15 protein-coding genes and 2 pseudogenes are annotated in these 17050 nt (G+C 35.2%); 15 read left to right on the top strand and 2 right to left on the bottom strand.

Features of this window, described 5'->3' with window-relative positions; translation table 11 throughout:
• Both LLA01S_RS12515 and LLA01S_RS02400 read left to right on the top strand, forming a co-directional pair.
• A pseudogene (locus LLA01S_RS12515) lies at positions 1–251 on the top strand (hypothetical protein); the annotation flags it as partial.
• Positions 252–358: 107 nt separating this feature from the next.
• A complete protein-coding gene (locus tag LLA01S_RS02400; protein WP_061777789.1) occupies positions 359–907 on the top strand; it encodes a hypothetical protein in 549 nt (182 codons plus the stop codon).
• Positions 908–963: 56 nt separating this feature from the next.
• Here LLA01S_RS02400 and LLA01S_RS02395 read toward each other — a convergent pair whose 3' ends face one another.
• Positions 964–1707, bottom strand: a complete 744-nt coding sequence (locus tag LLA01S_RS02395; RefSeq protein ID WP_011676756.1) for an amino acid ABC transporter ATP-binding protein — start codon at positions 1705–1707, stop codon at positions 964–966.
• A 22-nt stretch (positions 1708–1729) separates the two neighbouring features.
• Positions 1730–3874, bottom strand: a complete 2145-nt coding sequence (locus LLA01S_RS02390; protein WP_011676755.1) for an amino acid ABC transporter substrate-binding protein/permease — start codon at positions 3872–3874, stop codon at positions 1730–1732.
• Positions 3875–4242: 368 nt separating this feature from the next.
• Between LLA01S_RS02390 and LLA01S_RS02385 the strand changes: the two genes are divergently transcribed.
• The 13 genes and pseudogenes from LLA01S_RS02385 (at position 4243) to LLA01S_RS13510 (ending at position 17050) form a co-directional block, all read left to right on the top strand.
• Positions 4243–4899, top strand: a complete 657-nt coding sequence (locus tag LLA01S_RS02385; RefSeq protein WP_014572220.1) for a VTT domain-containing protein — start codon at positions 4243–4245, stop codon at positions 4897–4899.
• A 177-nt stretch (positions 4900–5076) separates the two neighbouring features.
• Positions 5077–5937, top strand: a complete 861-nt coding sequence (locus LLA01S_RS02380; RefSeq protein ID WP_021165626.1) for a shikimate dehydrogenase — start codon at positions 5077–5079, stop codon at positions 5935–5937.
• Positions 5934–7004, top strand: coding sequence for a 3-dehydroquinate synthase (aroB, locus tag LLA01S_RS02375; RefSeq protein ID WP_061777788.1), 1071 nt, complete (start codon positions 5934–5936; stop codon positions 7002–7004). Before LLA01S_RS02380 ends, aroB begins: the two co-directional genes overlap by 4 nt.
• A 113-nt stretch (positions 7005–7117) precedes the next feature.
• Positions 7118–8041, top strand: coding sequence for a DMT family transporter (locus tag LLA01S_RS02370; RefSeq protein WP_061777787.1), 924 nt, complete (start codon positions 7118–7120; stop codon positions 8039–8041).
• Positions 8042–8412: 371 nt separating this feature from the next.
• Positions 8413–9012, top strand: coding sequence for a DUF1054 domain-containing protein (locus LLA01S_RS02365; RefSeq protein ID WP_014572223.1), 600 nt, complete (start codon positions 8413–8415; stop codon positions 9010–9012).
• A gap of 4 nt (positions 9013–9016) precedes the next feature.
• Complete coding sequence (locus tag LLA01S_RS02360) at positions 9017–9613, top strand: HAD-IA family hydrolase (RefSeq protein ID WP_021165625.1); 597 nt, start codon at positions 9017–9019, stop codon at positions 9611–9613.
• 30 nt (positions 9614–9643) lie between these two features.
• On the top strand, positions 9644–10810 hold the full coding sequence (aroC, locus tag LLA01S_RS02355) for a chorismate synthase (RefSeq protein WP_011676748.1): 1167 nt from the start codon (positions 9644–9646) through the stop codon (positions 10808–10810).
• A gap of 121 nt (positions 10811–10931) precedes the next feature.
• Positions 10932–11288, top strand: a complete 357-nt coding sequence (locus LLA01S_RS02350; protein WP_061777786.1) for a YxeA family protein — start codon at positions 10932–10934, stop codon at positions 11286–11288.
• Positions 11289–11482: 194 nt separating this feature from the next.
• Positions 11483–12262 carry an ABC transporter ATP-binding protein gene (locus tag LLA01S_RS02345; protein ID WP_021165624.1) on the top strand — a complete coding sequence of 260 codons (780 nt, stop codon included), beginning with the start codon at positions 11483–11485 and terminating at the stop codon, positions 12260–12262.
• Positions 12255–14264, top strand: coding sequence for an ABC transporter permease (locus LLA01S_RS02340; protein ID WP_032950486.1), 2010 nt, complete (start codon positions 12255–12257; stop codon positions 14262–14264). Before LLA01S_RS02345 ends, LLA01S_RS02340 begins: the two co-directional genes overlap by 8 nt.
• Before the next feature lie 186 nt (positions 14265–14450).
• The gene (locus LLA01S_RS02335) at positions 14451–15515 is read left to right on the top strand and encodes a VanZ family protein (protein ID WP_011676743.1); all 1065 of its coding nucleotides are present in this window, start codon (positions 14451–14453) and stop codon (positions 15513–15515) included.
• Positions 15516–15517: 2 nt separating this feature from the next.
• Positions 15518–16189 (top strand): response regulator transcription factor, encoded by a 672-nt coding sequence (locus tag LLA01S_RS02330; RefSeq protein WP_021165622.1) that lies wholly within the window; start codon positions 15518–15520, stop codon positions 16187–16189.
• A pseudogene (locus tag LLA01S_RS13510) lies at positions 16176–17050 on the top strand (sensor histidine kinase). The gene LLA01S_RS02330 and the pseudogene LLA01S_RS13510 overlap by 14 nt, the downstream one beginning before the upstream one ends.

The raw sequence follows: 17050 nt of genomic DNA, 5'->3' as shown, positions 1-17050 counted from the left end.
TAATGTCTAATCTTCCTGAGGGCTATTTCATTTCAGAAGTGATAGATAACAATGGAAAGTCTTATACTGATCCTGAAGTGGCGATTAGTCAGCAGGAGGATGCTAGTCCAAAATCATTTAAAATTATTGTTTCTGCAAAAGAAAGTAACTTAAAGCTCACAGTTAATAAACCAGTAGGTGGCGAATCTACAAAAGAATTTTCTGGTCTCTTTATGGGGAAACTTACCAAATTCCAATTGATGAAATTTTAACTACTAATGGAAAAACATATCGTGCCATTGTTAAAATTCAAAAAGTTGATTGGAAAAATGGAATCACTACAACGATAATTGAGGACCCAGAGGAAATTGCTTCATTATTGAAGGGAAATTTATTGGTCGGAAAATATGATAGTCAGACGACTTCTATCAGTGTGTCTTATAAAGAAAAAGCTGCTATTCCTCCACTTCCTTCTAAAGACGAAGGAGATGATAGCTCACCATCAACTCCTGCCAAAAGCATAGAAAGTCCGAAACAGAATGAACCTGATAAGCAGAAAGTTCCAGCTCCTATAACTAGCACTACTAGTCAACCAGAACAAAGTCATGATAAAGAGAAATTCAAAGAAAAAAACGTAGAAGAGCCTAAAAAAACTGCACCTATTCAAAAAAGTGAACGACCAAGTCAATCGCCTGAAAATCAGATAAAAGCTCCGTTAGCTCCTCCTACGCCATCATTTTCAACAACGCAAAAAGCAATAGCTAATCGTTCTATTGCTAGTGAAGTGAATCAAAAAGCACATATTCTTAAATTAAGAATTGCTGGAGCAGCTGGTTTAGCGGCTGGGACAGCATCGGCTTATGGAATCTTACGTGCCTTAAAAATGATGTTGCAACATTTTGGCAAATTAAGCAATTTAATTAAATAAGAATAAGTCTTCTTTGTTTAGTTCAATAAAAAAAACACCGTAAGGTGTTTTTTATATTAGGCATTTAAAACTTTTGATAAAAAGTCTTGTAAACGTGGATGTTTAGGATTGTCAAAAAGTTCTTCAGGGGTACCATCTTCTAGGATTACTCCACCATCAGTGAAAATCACGCGATTGGCAACTTTACGAGCAAAGCCCATTTCGTGAGTGACAATTAACATTGTCATTCCTTCTTCAGCAAGTTTTTGCATAACCGCGAGGACATCTCCAACCATTTCAGGGTCAAGCGCTGAGGTTGGCTCATCAAAGAGCATAACATCAGGGTTCATTGCGAGGGCACGAGCAATCGCAACACGTTGTTTTTGTCCTCCAGAAAGCATTTCTGGCATCGCGTCTTTTTTATCTACCAAGCCAACTGTTTCGAGAAGCTGCATGGCTTTTTCATTTGCATCATCTTTAGATAATTTTTTCAACTCAATTGGGGCATAAGTAATATTTTGTAAAACAGTCATGTTTGGAAAAAGATTGAAATGTTGAAAGACCATTCCAACGTTTTGACGAACGAGATTGAGATTTGTATTTTTATCAGTCAGATTAAATCCGTCGATAATGATATCACCAGAAGTGGCTGTTTCAAGACCATTCAAAGCTCTAAGAAAAGTCGATTTTCCAGAACCTGAGGGACCGATAATACATACGACATCCCCTTTTTCAAATTTTGTAGTAATTCCTTTTAGAACTTCATTTTTTCCAAAAGATTTGTGAAGATCAGTGACTTCAATTTGAGTATTGATTCCCATGTTAGTATGTTCTCCTTATTTATTATTTCATTCTTTTTTCTACTCGACGTCCAACCCACATCAAGAAGAGGAGGACAATCATGTAAACTAAGCCAATTAATCCATAAACACGGAAGGCTTGGAAGTTACGGGCCACGATGATTTGACCTGTTTGGAGTAATTCAACAAGTCCGATAACTGAAACTAATGTGGTATCTTTCAAAGTGATGATGAATTGGTTAATCAAGCTAGGAATTGTGATTTTAATGGCTTGAGGCAAGATAACCTTACGCATTGAAGTTAGGTATGTCACACCAAGTGAACGGCTGGCTTCCATTTGTCCAGAAGGGACTGCTTGGACACCAGAACGAACGATTTCTGCGATATAAGCAGAAGAGTTTAAGGTAAGGGCAATCACACCGGCCGTAAATTCATTGAGTGGAGATTGATGACCAGTAATGATTTGTAGAAGGTTAGGAATTCCGTAGAAGATAAAGATTGTTAACACTAAAAGCGGAATTGAACGGTTAAGGTCGACATAAATTCGTGCAATTGTACGAAGAATCTTGCTTGGAGCTACAGAGAAGAGTCCAAAGATAATTCCGACAATCATTGCTAGGATAAATGAGAGAACAGCAAGTTCAAGTGTAACGAGCAACCCGCGTCCGATTTGTTCCCAGTTGTTTTGCAAAATACCAAAGAAAGTATTTTCTTTTGCACTTGATTGAATGGTTTTAGCATCACTAGCTAAATATTTATCAATGATTTTATCATATTCACCATTTGCACGGAGATTAGCTAAACCATTATTAAACATTTCAATCAGTTCAGGATTGCTTCCTTTTTTAACGGCAAATCCATATTGACCGTCAGGGATTGGTTTAATTGGTGTAGTAAATTTTTGTCCTTGTTTAATGGCATATTTGATGACAGGTTCATCGTCCATTAAAGCATTGATAGAGCCGTTATTTAATGATGAATACATGGTTGTTGCATCAGTAAATGTTTTTACAGTATAACCGTATTCTTTTGCGTGATCATTAAGATAATCGAAAGAGGCAGTACCGTTTTTAGCCCCAAGTGTTTTACCTTTTAGGTCTTTCCATGATTTGATAGAATCATCGGTACTTGATGTAGCAATGGTTAAGTTAGATGAATAGTAAGGATTACCATAATCAAAAACTTGTTTACGGGCATCGGTAATTGACATCCCTGACATCATTCCGTCAGCATGACCAGATTGAACAGAGTCAACAGCTGCTTGGAAACCAATGAAATTCCATTTGAGTTTGAATCCTTGGTTCTTGGCGATGGCATTTAGTAAGTCAACGTCGATACCAGTGAATTGTTTGTTGTCATTTTGAAATTCAAAAGGGGCAAAGCTATTATCTGAGGCAATGGTATAAACATCTTTTTTCGGTGTTGCTTTTTTAGAAGTTGTTATTCCATATTTTTTCAGGATTTTATCATAATCCCCATTTGATTTCATTTCAGTCAATGCTTTATTGAAACCATCCACGAGCGTTTGGTTTTTGCCTTTCATCACAGCAAAACCATAACCTCCTGAAAGAGAGATAGAAGGGAAGTTTGTAGCTAAATCTTGACCTTGTTTCATAGCATAAGAGATAACTGGAACTTCATCCATTGCTCCTACGATGTTTCCTGAACTAAGTGTGGCAAACATATGAACACCATCAGAATAGGTTTTGATGTTATAGCCATATTTCTTTTGATTTTCTTGAAGCCAAGTTTGAGCGGCAGTTCCGTTTTTTGCTCCAACTGCTTTTCCTTTAAGTTCACTATAATCAGTAAGCTTAGAATCTTTGGTAGTCGCAATAGTTAGTGCAGATGTATAGTAAGGATTAGAAAAATCAAAAGTGTCTTTACGTTCATCGGTGATTGTCATTCCAGCAATTACACCGTCTACTTGTCCAGCTTTGAGATTTTGAAGTGCAGCATCAAAACCTGGGTAAGACATTTCTAATTTCCAATCATTGATTTTTGCAACTTCTTGCATAATATCAACGTCGATGCCTACCCATTTTTTCTGACCATTTTGAAATTCAAATGGTGCATAAGAGCTATCAGACGCGATTTTGACAGTCGTCTCGGCCTTGACCGAAGGCGCTACTAGGAAAGCTGTAACAGTGGCAAACATGAGTGCCAGAGCGAAAAATAATTTCTTCATTTTGTCTCCTTGAATATGAGATTTGAACTTATCCCTTAATATAAAAAAATGAAATTAAAAAAATGTTCTTCTGAATAAAAATCGGAATAACATTCTTTTAGTTTCCTATATTTAGGAGACAAGCTCAGTTTATTTTATTCTGGGAAAATTATATCACAAAAATTGTCTAGAATCAAGTTGATGTTAGGTTTTCTGACATTTTGAATTTGTGGAATTTGAGAGTTCTCTGATAAAATATAAGAAAGTTTATATTGTCAAAAAGTCCTTTTTGTTGTAAAATTGAACGAGTGCTTGATAGAGATATTTATGTATTCTATTTAAGTAAACAGAACTACTGTAAGAATTTTTAACTTTTGAAAAGGAATATTATGTTTGTACAACTTTCGATTTTTGGTTTCTTTAATGAGTGGATGGCGAATTTTGCCCAGATGCCTAATGGTCACATTTGGATTTATGTTGTTTTAGGAGCGATTATCTTTATTGAAACAGGTTTAGTAATTTTTCCCTTTTTACCTGGGGATTCAATTTTGTTTTTCGTTGGTTCATTGGCGGCGATGTCAAACGGAAAATTATCAATCGCTTTACTTATTTTAGTGATGGGGATTATTGCCTTCGTTGCTAATCTATTGAATTATGAAATTGGACGACGTTTTGGCGATGTGATTCCAAAACATAAATGGCTTTCTCGCTTTTTAAAACCAGAATATATGGAAGAAGCTCATCAATTTTTTGAAAAATGGGGTTCTTGGGCAATCTTCTTAGGACGATTCATGCCAATCATACGGACGGTTGTTCCTTTTACGGCTGGTGCTGGGAAAATGCCGCATAAAAAGTTTATCTTTTTTAACTTTGTCGGTGGATTTGCTTGGGTTATTGTCGCTTTGGGGGCAGGTTATCTATTTGGCGGAATTCCATTCGTTAAAAAACATTTTGAAATCATTATGATTGCGATTGTTTTTGTTTCATTATTGCCAGCGATAATTGGAGTTTTAAAGCGCGTTCTTAGAAGTCGCAAGGAAGCTTAACTTTATGATAAAATAGGACTTACAAAATTGTCAGTCCTTTTTTTATTGAATTGACAATTCAAAAACAAGAGAAGTTACTGACAAAACCATCAGCAACTGCTGGAAGAACAATCAAGTTCTTTGAGCGGGAGCTTAGGACATGACCAAAATGTTTGTCAGTAATTTTGGAGAATCTTTATGAAAATTGACGGTTACACGCGGATGGCTGCTGTGGTGGCAAACCCTATTAAACACAGCTTATCTCCTTTTATTCATAATTTGGCCTTTGATTTAACTGATGAAAATGGCGTTTATTTAGCTTGGGAAGTTGAGTCCAAAAAATTAGCGGCTATTGTTGAAAATGTTCGTAATTTGGACATGTATGGTCTGAATATCTCTATGCCTTATAAAGGTGAAATTATTAAATTTATGGATGAATTGAGCCCAGCGGTCGAACTAATCGGGGCGGTCAATACGGTAGTTAATCATTCAGGAAAAATAATCGGACATAATACTGATGGAATCGGATTTTTCAACAGTTTAAAAAAATATGATTTTAAGATAGAAAATAAACAAATGCTTGTTCTTGGCGGCGGTGGAGCAGCGATTGCCCTTATTGCTCAAGCAGCTTTATCAGGAGCTAAAAAAATAGTAGTGGCGGCGAGAAAATCTGCTTCTTATGACCCTTTAAATGAAAAACTGGCAAAGCTGTCAGCAAAAACAGGAGTAGAAATTTTCCTGACAGACTTATCTGGAGCTGATAGATTGCAAAAAGAGTTAAATCAGACAGATTTATTAGTGAATGCAACTTCTGTCGGAATGGACGGAGCGTCTTTTCCTCTAGAAAAAAGCTTGCTTCTTCCTGACAGACTCTTGGTGGTGGATGCTATTTATAAAGTAAGAGAAACACCATTTTTACGCTGGGCCAAAGAGCAAGGAGCTCAAACTGAAAATGGGCTCGGTATGCTCATTGGACAGGCGGCGGAAAGCTTTTATTTATGGACAGGCAAAGAAATGCCTGTGGACAAAATTACATTAGAAATGGAGAGAGAAGTATGAAATTAAATGTAAATCTACCAGACCATCCCTATGATGTCATCATTGAAAATGGGGCCTTGGCTAATATAGGAAATTGGGTTTCATCATTGTGGAAAAAGCAAAAAATTGTCTTGATTTCGGATAATCATGTCAATGGGCTTTATGGTCAGAAAGTTGTTGAACAACTTGAAAAATCAGGTTTTGAAGTAGAAACTTTTGAATTTCCAGAGGGTGAAGCCAGTAAAAATTTACTGACAGCCGAAAAAGCTTGGAATTTTTGTGCTGAGTTTGGACTGACACGTTCTGACGGAATTATTGCATTCGGTGGTGGAGTGACAGGTGATTTAGCTGGTTTTGTTGCTTCAACTTATATGCGAGGTATTCATTTCTTACAAATTCCAACCAGTTTAACCGCGCAAGTTGATAGTTCTATTGGCGGGAAAACAGGGATTAACTCTAAAATGGCTAAAAATATGATTGGTACATTTACACAACCAGATGGGGTGCTGATTGACCCAGAAGTTCTGAAAACATTAGGTCAAAGAGATTTTTGTGAAGGCTTGGGAGAAGTCATTAAATGTGCCCTAATTGCTGATAAAGCCCTGTGGAATTTACTGACAAATTTGTCAGCCAAAGATTTACTGGAAAATTTTGCAAAAATTGAAGAAATTATTTATCGGTCTTGTGAAGTAAAACGAAAAGTGGTTGTTGATGATGAGCTTGATAATGGCGTGCGGCTTTATCTAAATTTTGGACATACGATTGGTCATGCTGTTGAAAATACGGCGGGTTATGGAAAAGTCATGCACGGCGAAGCCGTTGCCATTGGGATGGTACAAATCAGTAAAATTGCTGAGAAAAAAGGTCTCATGCCTCTCGGAATTACTGATGAAATCCGAAAGATGGTCAAAAAATATGGTTTGCCTGATGACTATCAACCTTCGGACGAGGCGCTTTTGTTTAAAGCTCTCACTCACGATAAAAAAGCGCGTGGAACAATCATCAAAACAGTTATTGTCCCTGAAATTGGTACTGCCAAAATCAATGAAGTGACTTTTGAAGAAATGAAAGAATATCTCAAAAAATAAGTTGATTCGATTGAAAGAGAAAATCTTTCTAAAAAATATAAAATGTGGTAGCATTGAAAAACTCCCAGCTTAGATAAAAAAGCTGTTAAAATACTTAATTATAAGGAGAAACGATGTATATTTACCTAGCTTTTGCTTTAGTTGGTGGATTTTTACTTGCTAATCAAAATCCAATCAATGCTGATTTACGCAAAATTGTGGGCTCACCATTTTTAGCTTCGGGCATTTCCAATTTTGTGGGTTCAATTTTTTTAGGAATCATTACTTTAGTCACGACACAAGAACTTTTTCCAAGTTTTCAATTTGTCAGCAGTCACCCAGCTTGGCTCTGGATTGGAGGGATTTTTGGCGGAATATTTCTGACTTCCAATGTCTTATTATTTCCTAGATTAGGGGCTGTTCAAACCGTAATTTTGCCAATCTTGGGCCAAATATTGATGGGGACACTCATTGATTCTTTTGGTTGGTTTCACGCGATGCAACTTCCAATGACTTTGATGCGTTTTATGGGAATTGTTATTACTTTAATTGGGGTCATTATTGCGGTTGTTCTACCAAATTTAAAAGAAAAAGAAGCCGAAAAGCCAAAAGGTAATTTGCTGGGTTGGCGAATTTGGGCAGTCATCGCCGGAGCAATGTCAGCTGCACAACAAGCCATTAATGGCAGACTAGGAGTCTTGCTTGAAAATATCGCACAGGCAGCTTTTGTTTCTTTTCTTATCGGATTTTTAGCCATTTTCATTGTGTCACTTTTTGTAGACCGCCGATTGCCGAAAATTTCAGATTTGAAAAAAGCAAAACCATGGAATGGAATTGGTGGATTTTTAGGGGCTTCAGTTGTCTTTGCAACAGTAGTTGCTGTTCCACAAATCGGAGCCGGTTTAACAATTATGATGGGCTTAATCGGACAAATTCTCGGCAGTATGCTTGTTCAACAATTTGGCTGGTGGCGTTCAAATAAATATCAAATTCAAGTCTGGCAAGTGATTGGAATTTTGGTCATGTTAGCAGGAATTGTATTTATTAAATTTTTATAATGTAGCTAGTAATATGGAACAGGGCTTCACGCTCACTAACTTCCTACTCCTATTATGGCCGAATGAAGCGTAGGATAGCTGTTGCCAGTTTACTGGCTTACAGATATGCTAGTTGCTCCACCTAGAAACGATAATTTTCCGCTGAGTGAGTAATAAGGTTTCTAGGAAGTTCGCCATAACGACTTCCGTGCTGATCCTTCACGCTTGCGACTCGACTTGTCGTTTTAGCGACTTAGCGAGAACCATTGCGACTTGTGACTTTAGTCACTTAGTGAGCATGGATACCTCTGGTGTGGACAGCATAGCTAGCGTGATATAAGCAGTGATACTTATAAAAGAACTTAGAAAAAATTGGGGATAATCAATAAAAAATGTTTACTCAAAAATCATTTGAAATTTTTAGTATAGATGGCTTGGAAGCTAGAATGGCCGAAATTCGTTCGGAAATTCAGCCTGTTTTTTCGGAAATTGGGCAAAAGTTATTGACAAAACTGTCAGCAAAAATTTCAAATCAAGAATTTTACTTTCATATTGCTCAACATCGTAGAAGAACAGCGAATGCTCCAGAAAATACTTGGTCAGCAATTTCAACTAAAGCTCGTGGTTATAAAATGGAAGCCCATTTCCAATTAGGAATCTGGGAAGATTATGTTTTTATTTATTTATCAATGATTGACCAACCTAAAAAGCAAAAAGAATACGCTGAATTACTGACCAATCTGTCAGTAGAAAAAATGTTGACAGAAGATTTTATAATCTCAAAAGACCATACAAAAGCAGAAGTTTTCCCTCTGTCAGCATTTTCAGAAGCAGCTGAGCGTTTAGGGAAAGTAAAAAAATCAGAATTAGAAATTGGACGTCTTTGGTCTAAAGAACGATTTGATGGCAAAGAAGATTCCAAAATCTTAGCAGAAATGTTAGAAACAATTGACCAACTTTTACCGATTTATCAAAAGTTAATGGAGGTTTAATCTAATGACGACATTTATTTGGGATTTAGACGGAACACTAATTGATAGTTATGATGTTTTTTTAGAAGCTTTGTCAGAGTCATTTGCAAACTTTAAGCTACCATTTGACCGGCAAACAGTATATAATTTTATAAAGGAAGAATCAGTTAATTCATTACTCGAAAAACAAGCTGTTTCTTTTGAAAAAATCAAAGAAGATTTCACAAATAATTCGACATCTAAAAATGACAAAATAAAATTAATGGTAGGTGCTAAAGAAGTTTTGGACTGGACTCAAAAAGAAAACATTCAAAACTTCATTTATACTCACAAAGGCAAAAATTCCTTTGATTTGCTCAAACAACTTGGAATTTCGTCCTATTTTTTGGAAGTTGTTACCTCTGAAAATAATTTTAAAAGAAAACCAAATCCTGAGGCAATCAATTACTTAGTTAAAAAATATAATTTAAAGACTGATGAAACCTACAATATTGGTGACCGAAAATTGGATATTGAAGCCGCGCATAATAGCGGTCTTGGCTCAATCAATTTTCTTTCGTCAGCAAATTCACAAGAAATAAAAAAATTGACAGATATTATTAAAATTTTTGAAAGAAAATAAAAGATAAATTACTATAATTGGAGGTATAATATGCGTTACTTTACAGCGGGAGAATCCCACGGACCAAGACTTACAGCAATTATTGAAGGAGTACCAGCTGGACTTTCTTTGTCAGCGGAAGATATTAATATTGAACTAAAACGTCGCCAAGGAGGCTATGGACGTGGTGGACGTATGAAAATTGAGTCTGACCAAGTTGAAATTACCTCTGGAGTTCGTCATGGAAAAACAATTGGTAGCCCGATTACGCTCAACGTGACAAACCGTGATTTTAAAAATTGGGAACAAATTATGGCAGCCCAAGATGTTGAAGATAAGATCAAAAAACAACGCCGTTTGACTAAACCACGTCCTGGACATGCTGATTTAGTTGGTGGAATGAAATATGAATTTGAAGACTTACGAAATGTTTTAGAACGCTCATCTGCGCGTGAAACAACAATGCGTGTTGCGGTTGGAGCTGTAGCTAAAAAACTTCTTCATGAATTAGAAATCGAAGTAGCCAACCATGTGGTCAACTTTGGTAGAAGAGAAATTTCAAGTCCAGAACACTTAAGTGTTCAAGAAATTCGCGAAACTGCTGGCCGCAGTGATTTATCTATCTTTGATGAAAGTCAGGCTGAAGACTTACGGACTTACATTGACCAAATCAAAAAAGCAGGCGATACAATTGGTGGAATCATTGAGACCAGAGTCGAAGGAGTTCCTGCTGGACTTGGTTCTTACGTACAATATGACAGAAAACTTGATGCCAAAATTGCTGGTGCAGTCGTTTCCATTAATGCCTTTAAAGGGGTTGAATTTGGACTTGGATTTGAAGCAGGAAAACGTCCAGGAAGTCAAGTAATGGATGAAATTATCTGGTCTGAAAACAAAGGCTATACTCGTTCAAGCAATCAATTAGGTGGATTTGAAGGTGGAATGACAAATGGCGAACAGCTCATTGTTCGTGGAGTGATGAAACCTATCCCGACGCTCTACAAACCACTGATGTCTATTGATACTGAAAGCCACGAACCTTACAAAGCTAGTGTCGAGCGTTCTGATCCAACCGCACTTCCTGCTGCAGGTGTGGTAATGGAAAATGTCGTTGCAACGGTCGTAGCTCAAGAAATTTGTGACAAGTTCAATTCTGATACCATCAATGAGTTGAAAAAAGCACTGGTTGACTACAAAAAACGTTTATCAGAATACTAAAAATTAAAAAGCCGATTAAGGCTTTTTTTGTATTCAAAAAAAGTAACTTACGAATTTGTAAGTTTTCAGACCGAAATTTCTTGTTACAATGAATTTATCAAGAAAACATAAGGAGAACACAATGAAAAAAATACTTTTTGGAATAATCGCACTCATCTTAGTAGTCGGTGGAGCAGGATTTGCTTGTTATAAAGTCAGCTACGGCGGTGGAACTTATTATGTACAAATTACCAAAGACGGAAAAGAACAACAGGATACAGCAAATGGTCAAAAATATACAAGATATTCATATCAAATGAATTCTTATAAAAAAGACGGTAAAGAAAAGAAAGTTGAATTTACGGCAGACCATAATCTTCGTAAAGAAGCTTATTTAGAATTAACAGTTAATTCCGTTAAAGGAGTCACTTCATGGGAAGAAGTAAAAAAAGCAGAAGTTCCTAAGGAAGCACTCAAGAAAATTAATAGCAACTCATAAACCTAAAAAGTCAAAAAGAAAGTAGGAGAAAGAACCATGACATTTTTACAAATCAACCTTGCGCTAATGACAATTACAGTAATACTTGCCACGTTAATGGGCTCTTGCTTACTTTATACGATGAAGACTATGAGAGCACGTCTAGCTAAATTAAACGAAAGCAATCAAACAGAAAGATAAGTATAGGAGAAAATATGTTACTCGAAGTAAAACATCTCAAAAAAGTTTTTAAAACAAGATTTTCAAAAGAAGAAACAACTGCTCTAGTTGACATTGATTTTGGAGTAGAGGAAGGCGAATATATCGCGATAATGGGAGAATCTGGTTCAGGTAAGACGACCTTGCTGAATATCTTATCAACCCTAGAAAAACCAACTTCTGGACAAGTTCTTTTAAATAAAGAAGACATTACAGCCATTAAAGATAAAGAAATTTCCGCATTCAGACGTGACCATCTAGGTTTTGTATTCCAAGATTTTAACCTATTAGACACGCTTAATGTAAGAGATAATATTTATCTCCCACTTGTTTTATCTAAATCAAGCGTAGAATTGATGAAAAGTAGACTAAAAGTTCTCGCACCAAAACTTAATATTGAAAATCTCTTAGAAAAACAACCTTTTGAGCTTTCAGGTGGTCAAAAACAACGTGTAGCTGTGGCTCGGGCATTGATAAGTCAACCTGATTTAGTACTTGCCGATGAACCTACAGCGGCTTTGGACTTCAAAAACTCAGAAGATTTGCTCAATCTTTTTGAGGAAATTAATGACAGTGGTCAAACCATTATCATGGTAACTCACTCAAGCTTAGCTGCGAGTCATGCTAAACGTGTTCTTTTTATCAAAGATGGTGTTCTCTATCATCAGCTCTATCGTGGTGAAAAAACCTCTATTGAGTTTGCCAAAGAAATCACACTTTCAATGACCGCATTCCTAGGGACCTCAGAAGAAGAGGAGGGATCATTAAATGCTTAGTTTAAAGCTTGCGGCCAATAATATTAAAAAAGGTTTTAAAAGCTTTGCTCCATTTTTAATGGCCTCAATCACGATGTTTGTAATGATTTTCGTTACTGCATCCATCGCTTTATCTCCTTCAATTCATAAGTTGAAAGGAGGAGAAGCCCTTTCGCAAATTATGGGCTTTGCCTTAATTGTTTTATCTATTTTTGCAGTACTTATTCTAATCTATAGTTATCGTTTCCTTCAAACTCAACGTTCACGAGAATTTGGACTCTATGATATTCTTGGTTTTGGTAAAACGAGAATTGTTGGTGTAGCCTTTTTAGAATTGATTTTAAGTTATATCATTACTTTAATTGCTGGAACAGTTTGTGGGATTGTGTTTTCAAAATTTTTATTTTTGATTTTTGTAAATATGATTGGTGGAAATTATTTTAATCTAGTCATTAGTCCTACGGCGATTATCTTACTTGCTTTTCTCTTTCTTATTTTCTTTTTAGTCTTAATGATGATTGGTATTTGGATTATCTGGCGCTCTTCAAGTTTAGACCTTTTAAGAGAAGAATCTAAAGGGGAAAAAGAACCAAAATCAAATCTATTTTTTGCAATAGCTGTGGTAATTCTTTTGGCTGCTGGTTATTACATAGCCTTAACTGTCGATAACCCTATTTCAGCCCTAATGAAATTCTTTATTGCTGTTTTACTTGTAATCTTTGGAACTTACCTTTTCTATATCAGTTTCACTGTGTGGTACCTGAAATTAAAGAAAAAACGCGCAAGTTATTATAAACCAAATAATTTCATCACAACGAGCTCAATGCTTTACCGAATGAAAGCCAATGCTGTTGGGCTTGGAAATATCACTATCTTGTTATCGATGACTATTGTAACAGTCGTTATCAGCTTGGGAGTTTTCCTTGGAACAGAAAATGTAGTTAAAACATTTTATACAAGAGAAGCTCAAGTCTTCACTGTTGCATCAAATGAAAACAGACAAGAGGATATTGAACGGATTAAGAGCGCTGCAGACAGTAAAAAGATAGATATAAAAAATATTTCTGATCTATATTTTGTCCAAGATTTAGCAGTAGACAGACAAGAAACATCTAATGATAAATTTGCTACATCAACTAAACAAGGGGTTATGTTTGACAAGAGTACTTACTATGCAACTTTAACCACTGCTCAAACCCTAAAATCTTTAGGAAATAAAGATATTCCTACTTTAAAAGATGACCAAGTTTTAGTTGTAAATTTAGCTAAAAATAATAAAAATAAAACCTCAGAGAACCAATTGCAGTCACTTCAATGGTATGGTGATAATTACCAAGTTAAAGATACCCTTAAAACGGTTAAAGACTTTCCTGCAAGTAGCGTTACAACTCTTTCATCTAAAGTGATGATGATTGTCTTTGCTAATGACCAAGCCTTTGAAAAGGCGCTTGCTAATTATAATAAAGTAATTAGTGCCGGGCAAGGATTTTCAAATCTTGCTTCAACATCAATTATTTTTGATATTAAACCCGTTGATGAAAAAAGATTTACTAAGGCTTTCAAAGAGGAGTTTAATGATAATAAAGATTTAACAATCTCTTATCGTAGTGAAGCTTTGCAAGACCAACGTGCTCAAGTTGGAGGTTTAGTCTTTGTTGGATTTGTTCTAGGAATTAGCTTTATTCTTGGGGCGGCTCTCATCATTTACTACAAACAACTTTCTGAGGGTGCACAAGACAAACGATCATTCAAGATTTTACAAGAAGTTGGACTCTCAAAAGAAGAAGTACAAAAAACAATAAAATCACAAGTTCGTATGATTTTCTTCCTTCCATTAGTGATTACAATCTGCCACTTTGCAGGTACTTATCTCATGGTTGAGAAAATAATCATGTTGTTCGATATTAATGACCGTTCGGCTATTCTGACAATTTCATTAGGAACCATTGCGATTCTTGCTTTGATTTATTATCTTATTTATAAAGCGACAAGTCGTGTTTATTATAAGATTGTTGAAAGATAAAATATTAAAGGAGACATTTTAAATGTCTCTTTTTTATTTTTTTTTAATAAAAAAATTTTTAGAAGGGAAAAAAGAAAGAGAAGGAAATAGCTACAAAAGAGGGCTACTTTTGATATAATAAAATAAATATATAATCAAGGACTTTTTGACTAACACCTAAGAAGTCATTTTTAACGAAGGGAAACCATGAGGACTTATCTGCATTCTATTCAAATTGGAGTTTTACTCTTTTTCATTTTCCTATTTTTATCTTTAATTCCATATTTGATTGTTCAGTATCGCCGTTATGGTAGAATTAATTTCTGGCGCTTTTTTGTTAACTTTTCTTTTATTCTTTATTTGATTTGTGCCTATGCGATGACAATTTTCCCTCTTCCTCCTGTTAACGAAGTTGCTCAAATGACAGGTCCAAAACAAAATTTAGTTCCTTTTGAATTTATTCACCAGTTTATTTTATACAGTCCTTTTAGGATAAATGAACCATCAACTTGGATTTTAGCTCTAAAAGATTCAACATTCATTCAACCCTTCTTTAATTTGCTTTTGACATTACCTTTTGGATTTTATTTGAAATATCTCTTTAAACGTTCGTTTAAACAAACTTTTATATTAAGTTTTTTATTGACTTTATCTTTTGAACTTATTCAACGTTCAGCACTTTTTGGACTCTATCCTCGTCCTTATCGTTTGTTTGATGTTGATGATCTAATGATTAATACGCTTGGAAGTTTAATTGGGTTTGGAATTGCGGTCATTTTTAGTCGATTTTTACCAGATTTGGATGCAACTAAGGTTGAAAGTTCAAGAGTCAGTCTTTCAAGACGTTTTATTGCCTTTTTAGTTGATATGGTTCTTGTCTTTATTATTGGAAGTCTATTTCTTCCGACTGGCTATTATTCAGAATTACTAATTTTAGGAATTGTTCCGATAGCTCTTAAGGCAACTCCGGGGCAATTATTATTAAGAATACAAATTAAAGGTAAAAATCGATTTAGAATTGCTTTACGTCAGTTTTTATCATTTGGGAATTTTGCTTTGATTATCGCTTCAGGATTCTTTCTCCAACGTTCAGGAACGATAGCTGAGGACCAATTGGCTCAAAACTTTTTACTTATCTTACTCTTTTTAGGATTAAGTCTTTTGCCATTACTGGATGTTTTAATTGCTTTTCTCTCGAAAACAAGAAAACTCTGGTATGAAAGAGTGAGCGATACTCAAATCGTAGCAAAATTGAAAACAGGAAAGGAATAAATATGACTAAAATATTTATAGTAGAAGATGATGAAATTATTGTAAAAGCAATTAAGATTGCCTTGGAAAAAGAGTTTCAAGTAAGAAGTGTCTCTAATTTTCGAGCAGTTAAACAAGAAATTATGGAGTTTGAAGCAGATTTAGTGCTGATGGATATCGGACTACCTTTTTATAGCGGATTTTATTGGACCAACGAATTAAGAAAACTTTCCCAAATTCCCATTATCTTTATATCATCTGCTTCAGATGACATGAATCAAGTAACAGCTATGAATCAAGGTGCAGATGATTTTGTGACAAAACCTTTCTCTCTGGAAATTTTAAGCGCTAAAATCAAAGCACTCTTACACAGAAGTTATTCTTTTTCTGGAATTGAAAAATTAGAGTTTGCAGGATTTGTTTTGTCTGAAAATACTTTGAGCTTAACCCAAAATTCTGAAAGACAAGAAGTTGAACTGACCAGTTCTGAAAATAAAATTTTAACCCTATTGTTCCGTGCTAACGGCGAGGTAGTTACTAAAGAGAAAATTTTACAAGAATTATGGCAAACAGATGAGTTTATCGATGCTAATACTTTGAATGTAAAAATGACTCGTTTGCGTAAAAAGCTTGGAGAAGTTGAATTTGATAAACATATAATGACAAAAAGAGGAAGTGGCTATGCTTTGGTATAAATATTTTAAGTCTAAAATCCCACAAATCGGTGTTTTTTTACTTATGTCAGCCATATATATTGTGACTTTTTGGCTTTGGCATTTACCAATGATGGCTTTTTTTAATAGTACTTTATTTGCCTTAATTATTTTTGTAATTTATTTAATTTCTTCATATTTCCGCTGGAAAGCAATGCGAGAAGCGGTAGAGCGAGTGATGAAAGATAATCAGGCTCTACAAAAAAATTGGACCAACAAAATCTTGCCGAACGGGAGATGGAAGATATTATTAGAGTCTGGTCGCATCAGATGAAAGTTCCTTTGGCCGCCATTGATTTAATGACACAAACACAAATTGATCCTAAATAATTGAAAAATCAGGTTTTTTCTTTAGAAAACTATCTAAAGATTCTTCTTGAGTATCAAAGAATTAATAATTTGGCTACCGATTTTAGATTTGAAAAGGTGAGCATGTCCTCACTGGCAAAAGAATTAGTAAAAAAATATAGTAGCTTCTTTATCCAAAAAAATCTTTCCATTCAAATCGAAGGGGAATGGTTGGTAAATAGCGATCAATGCTGGTTAAGTTTAGCTATAGAACAACTGCTTAATAATGCTGTAAAATACACTAAAGAAGGTGGAATTTTAATTCAAATCAAACCAGGTGAAATCAGAATTCAGGATACAGGGATTGGAATCTTAAAAGAAGATGTTCCACGTCTTTTTGAACATGGATTTACAGGTTATAATGGTCGGATTCAGCAAAAATCAACAGGTCTTGGACTCTATCTAGCAAAACTTATTTTGGATAAACTAGAATTTCAAATCGCAATAAGTTCTGAAATTGGTGAGGGAACTTGTGTGATGATTAAGAAAGAGTAA

Source organism: Lactococcus cremoris subsp. cremoris NBRC 100676 (assembly GCF_001591705.1).
Taxonomy (GTDB): Bacteria; Bacillota; Bacilli; order Lactobacillales; family Streptococcaceae; genus Lactococcus; species Lactococcus cremoris.
Note: the sequence above shows the minus strand (reverse complement) of the source record. Positions and strands in the feature narration are given on the sequence as shown.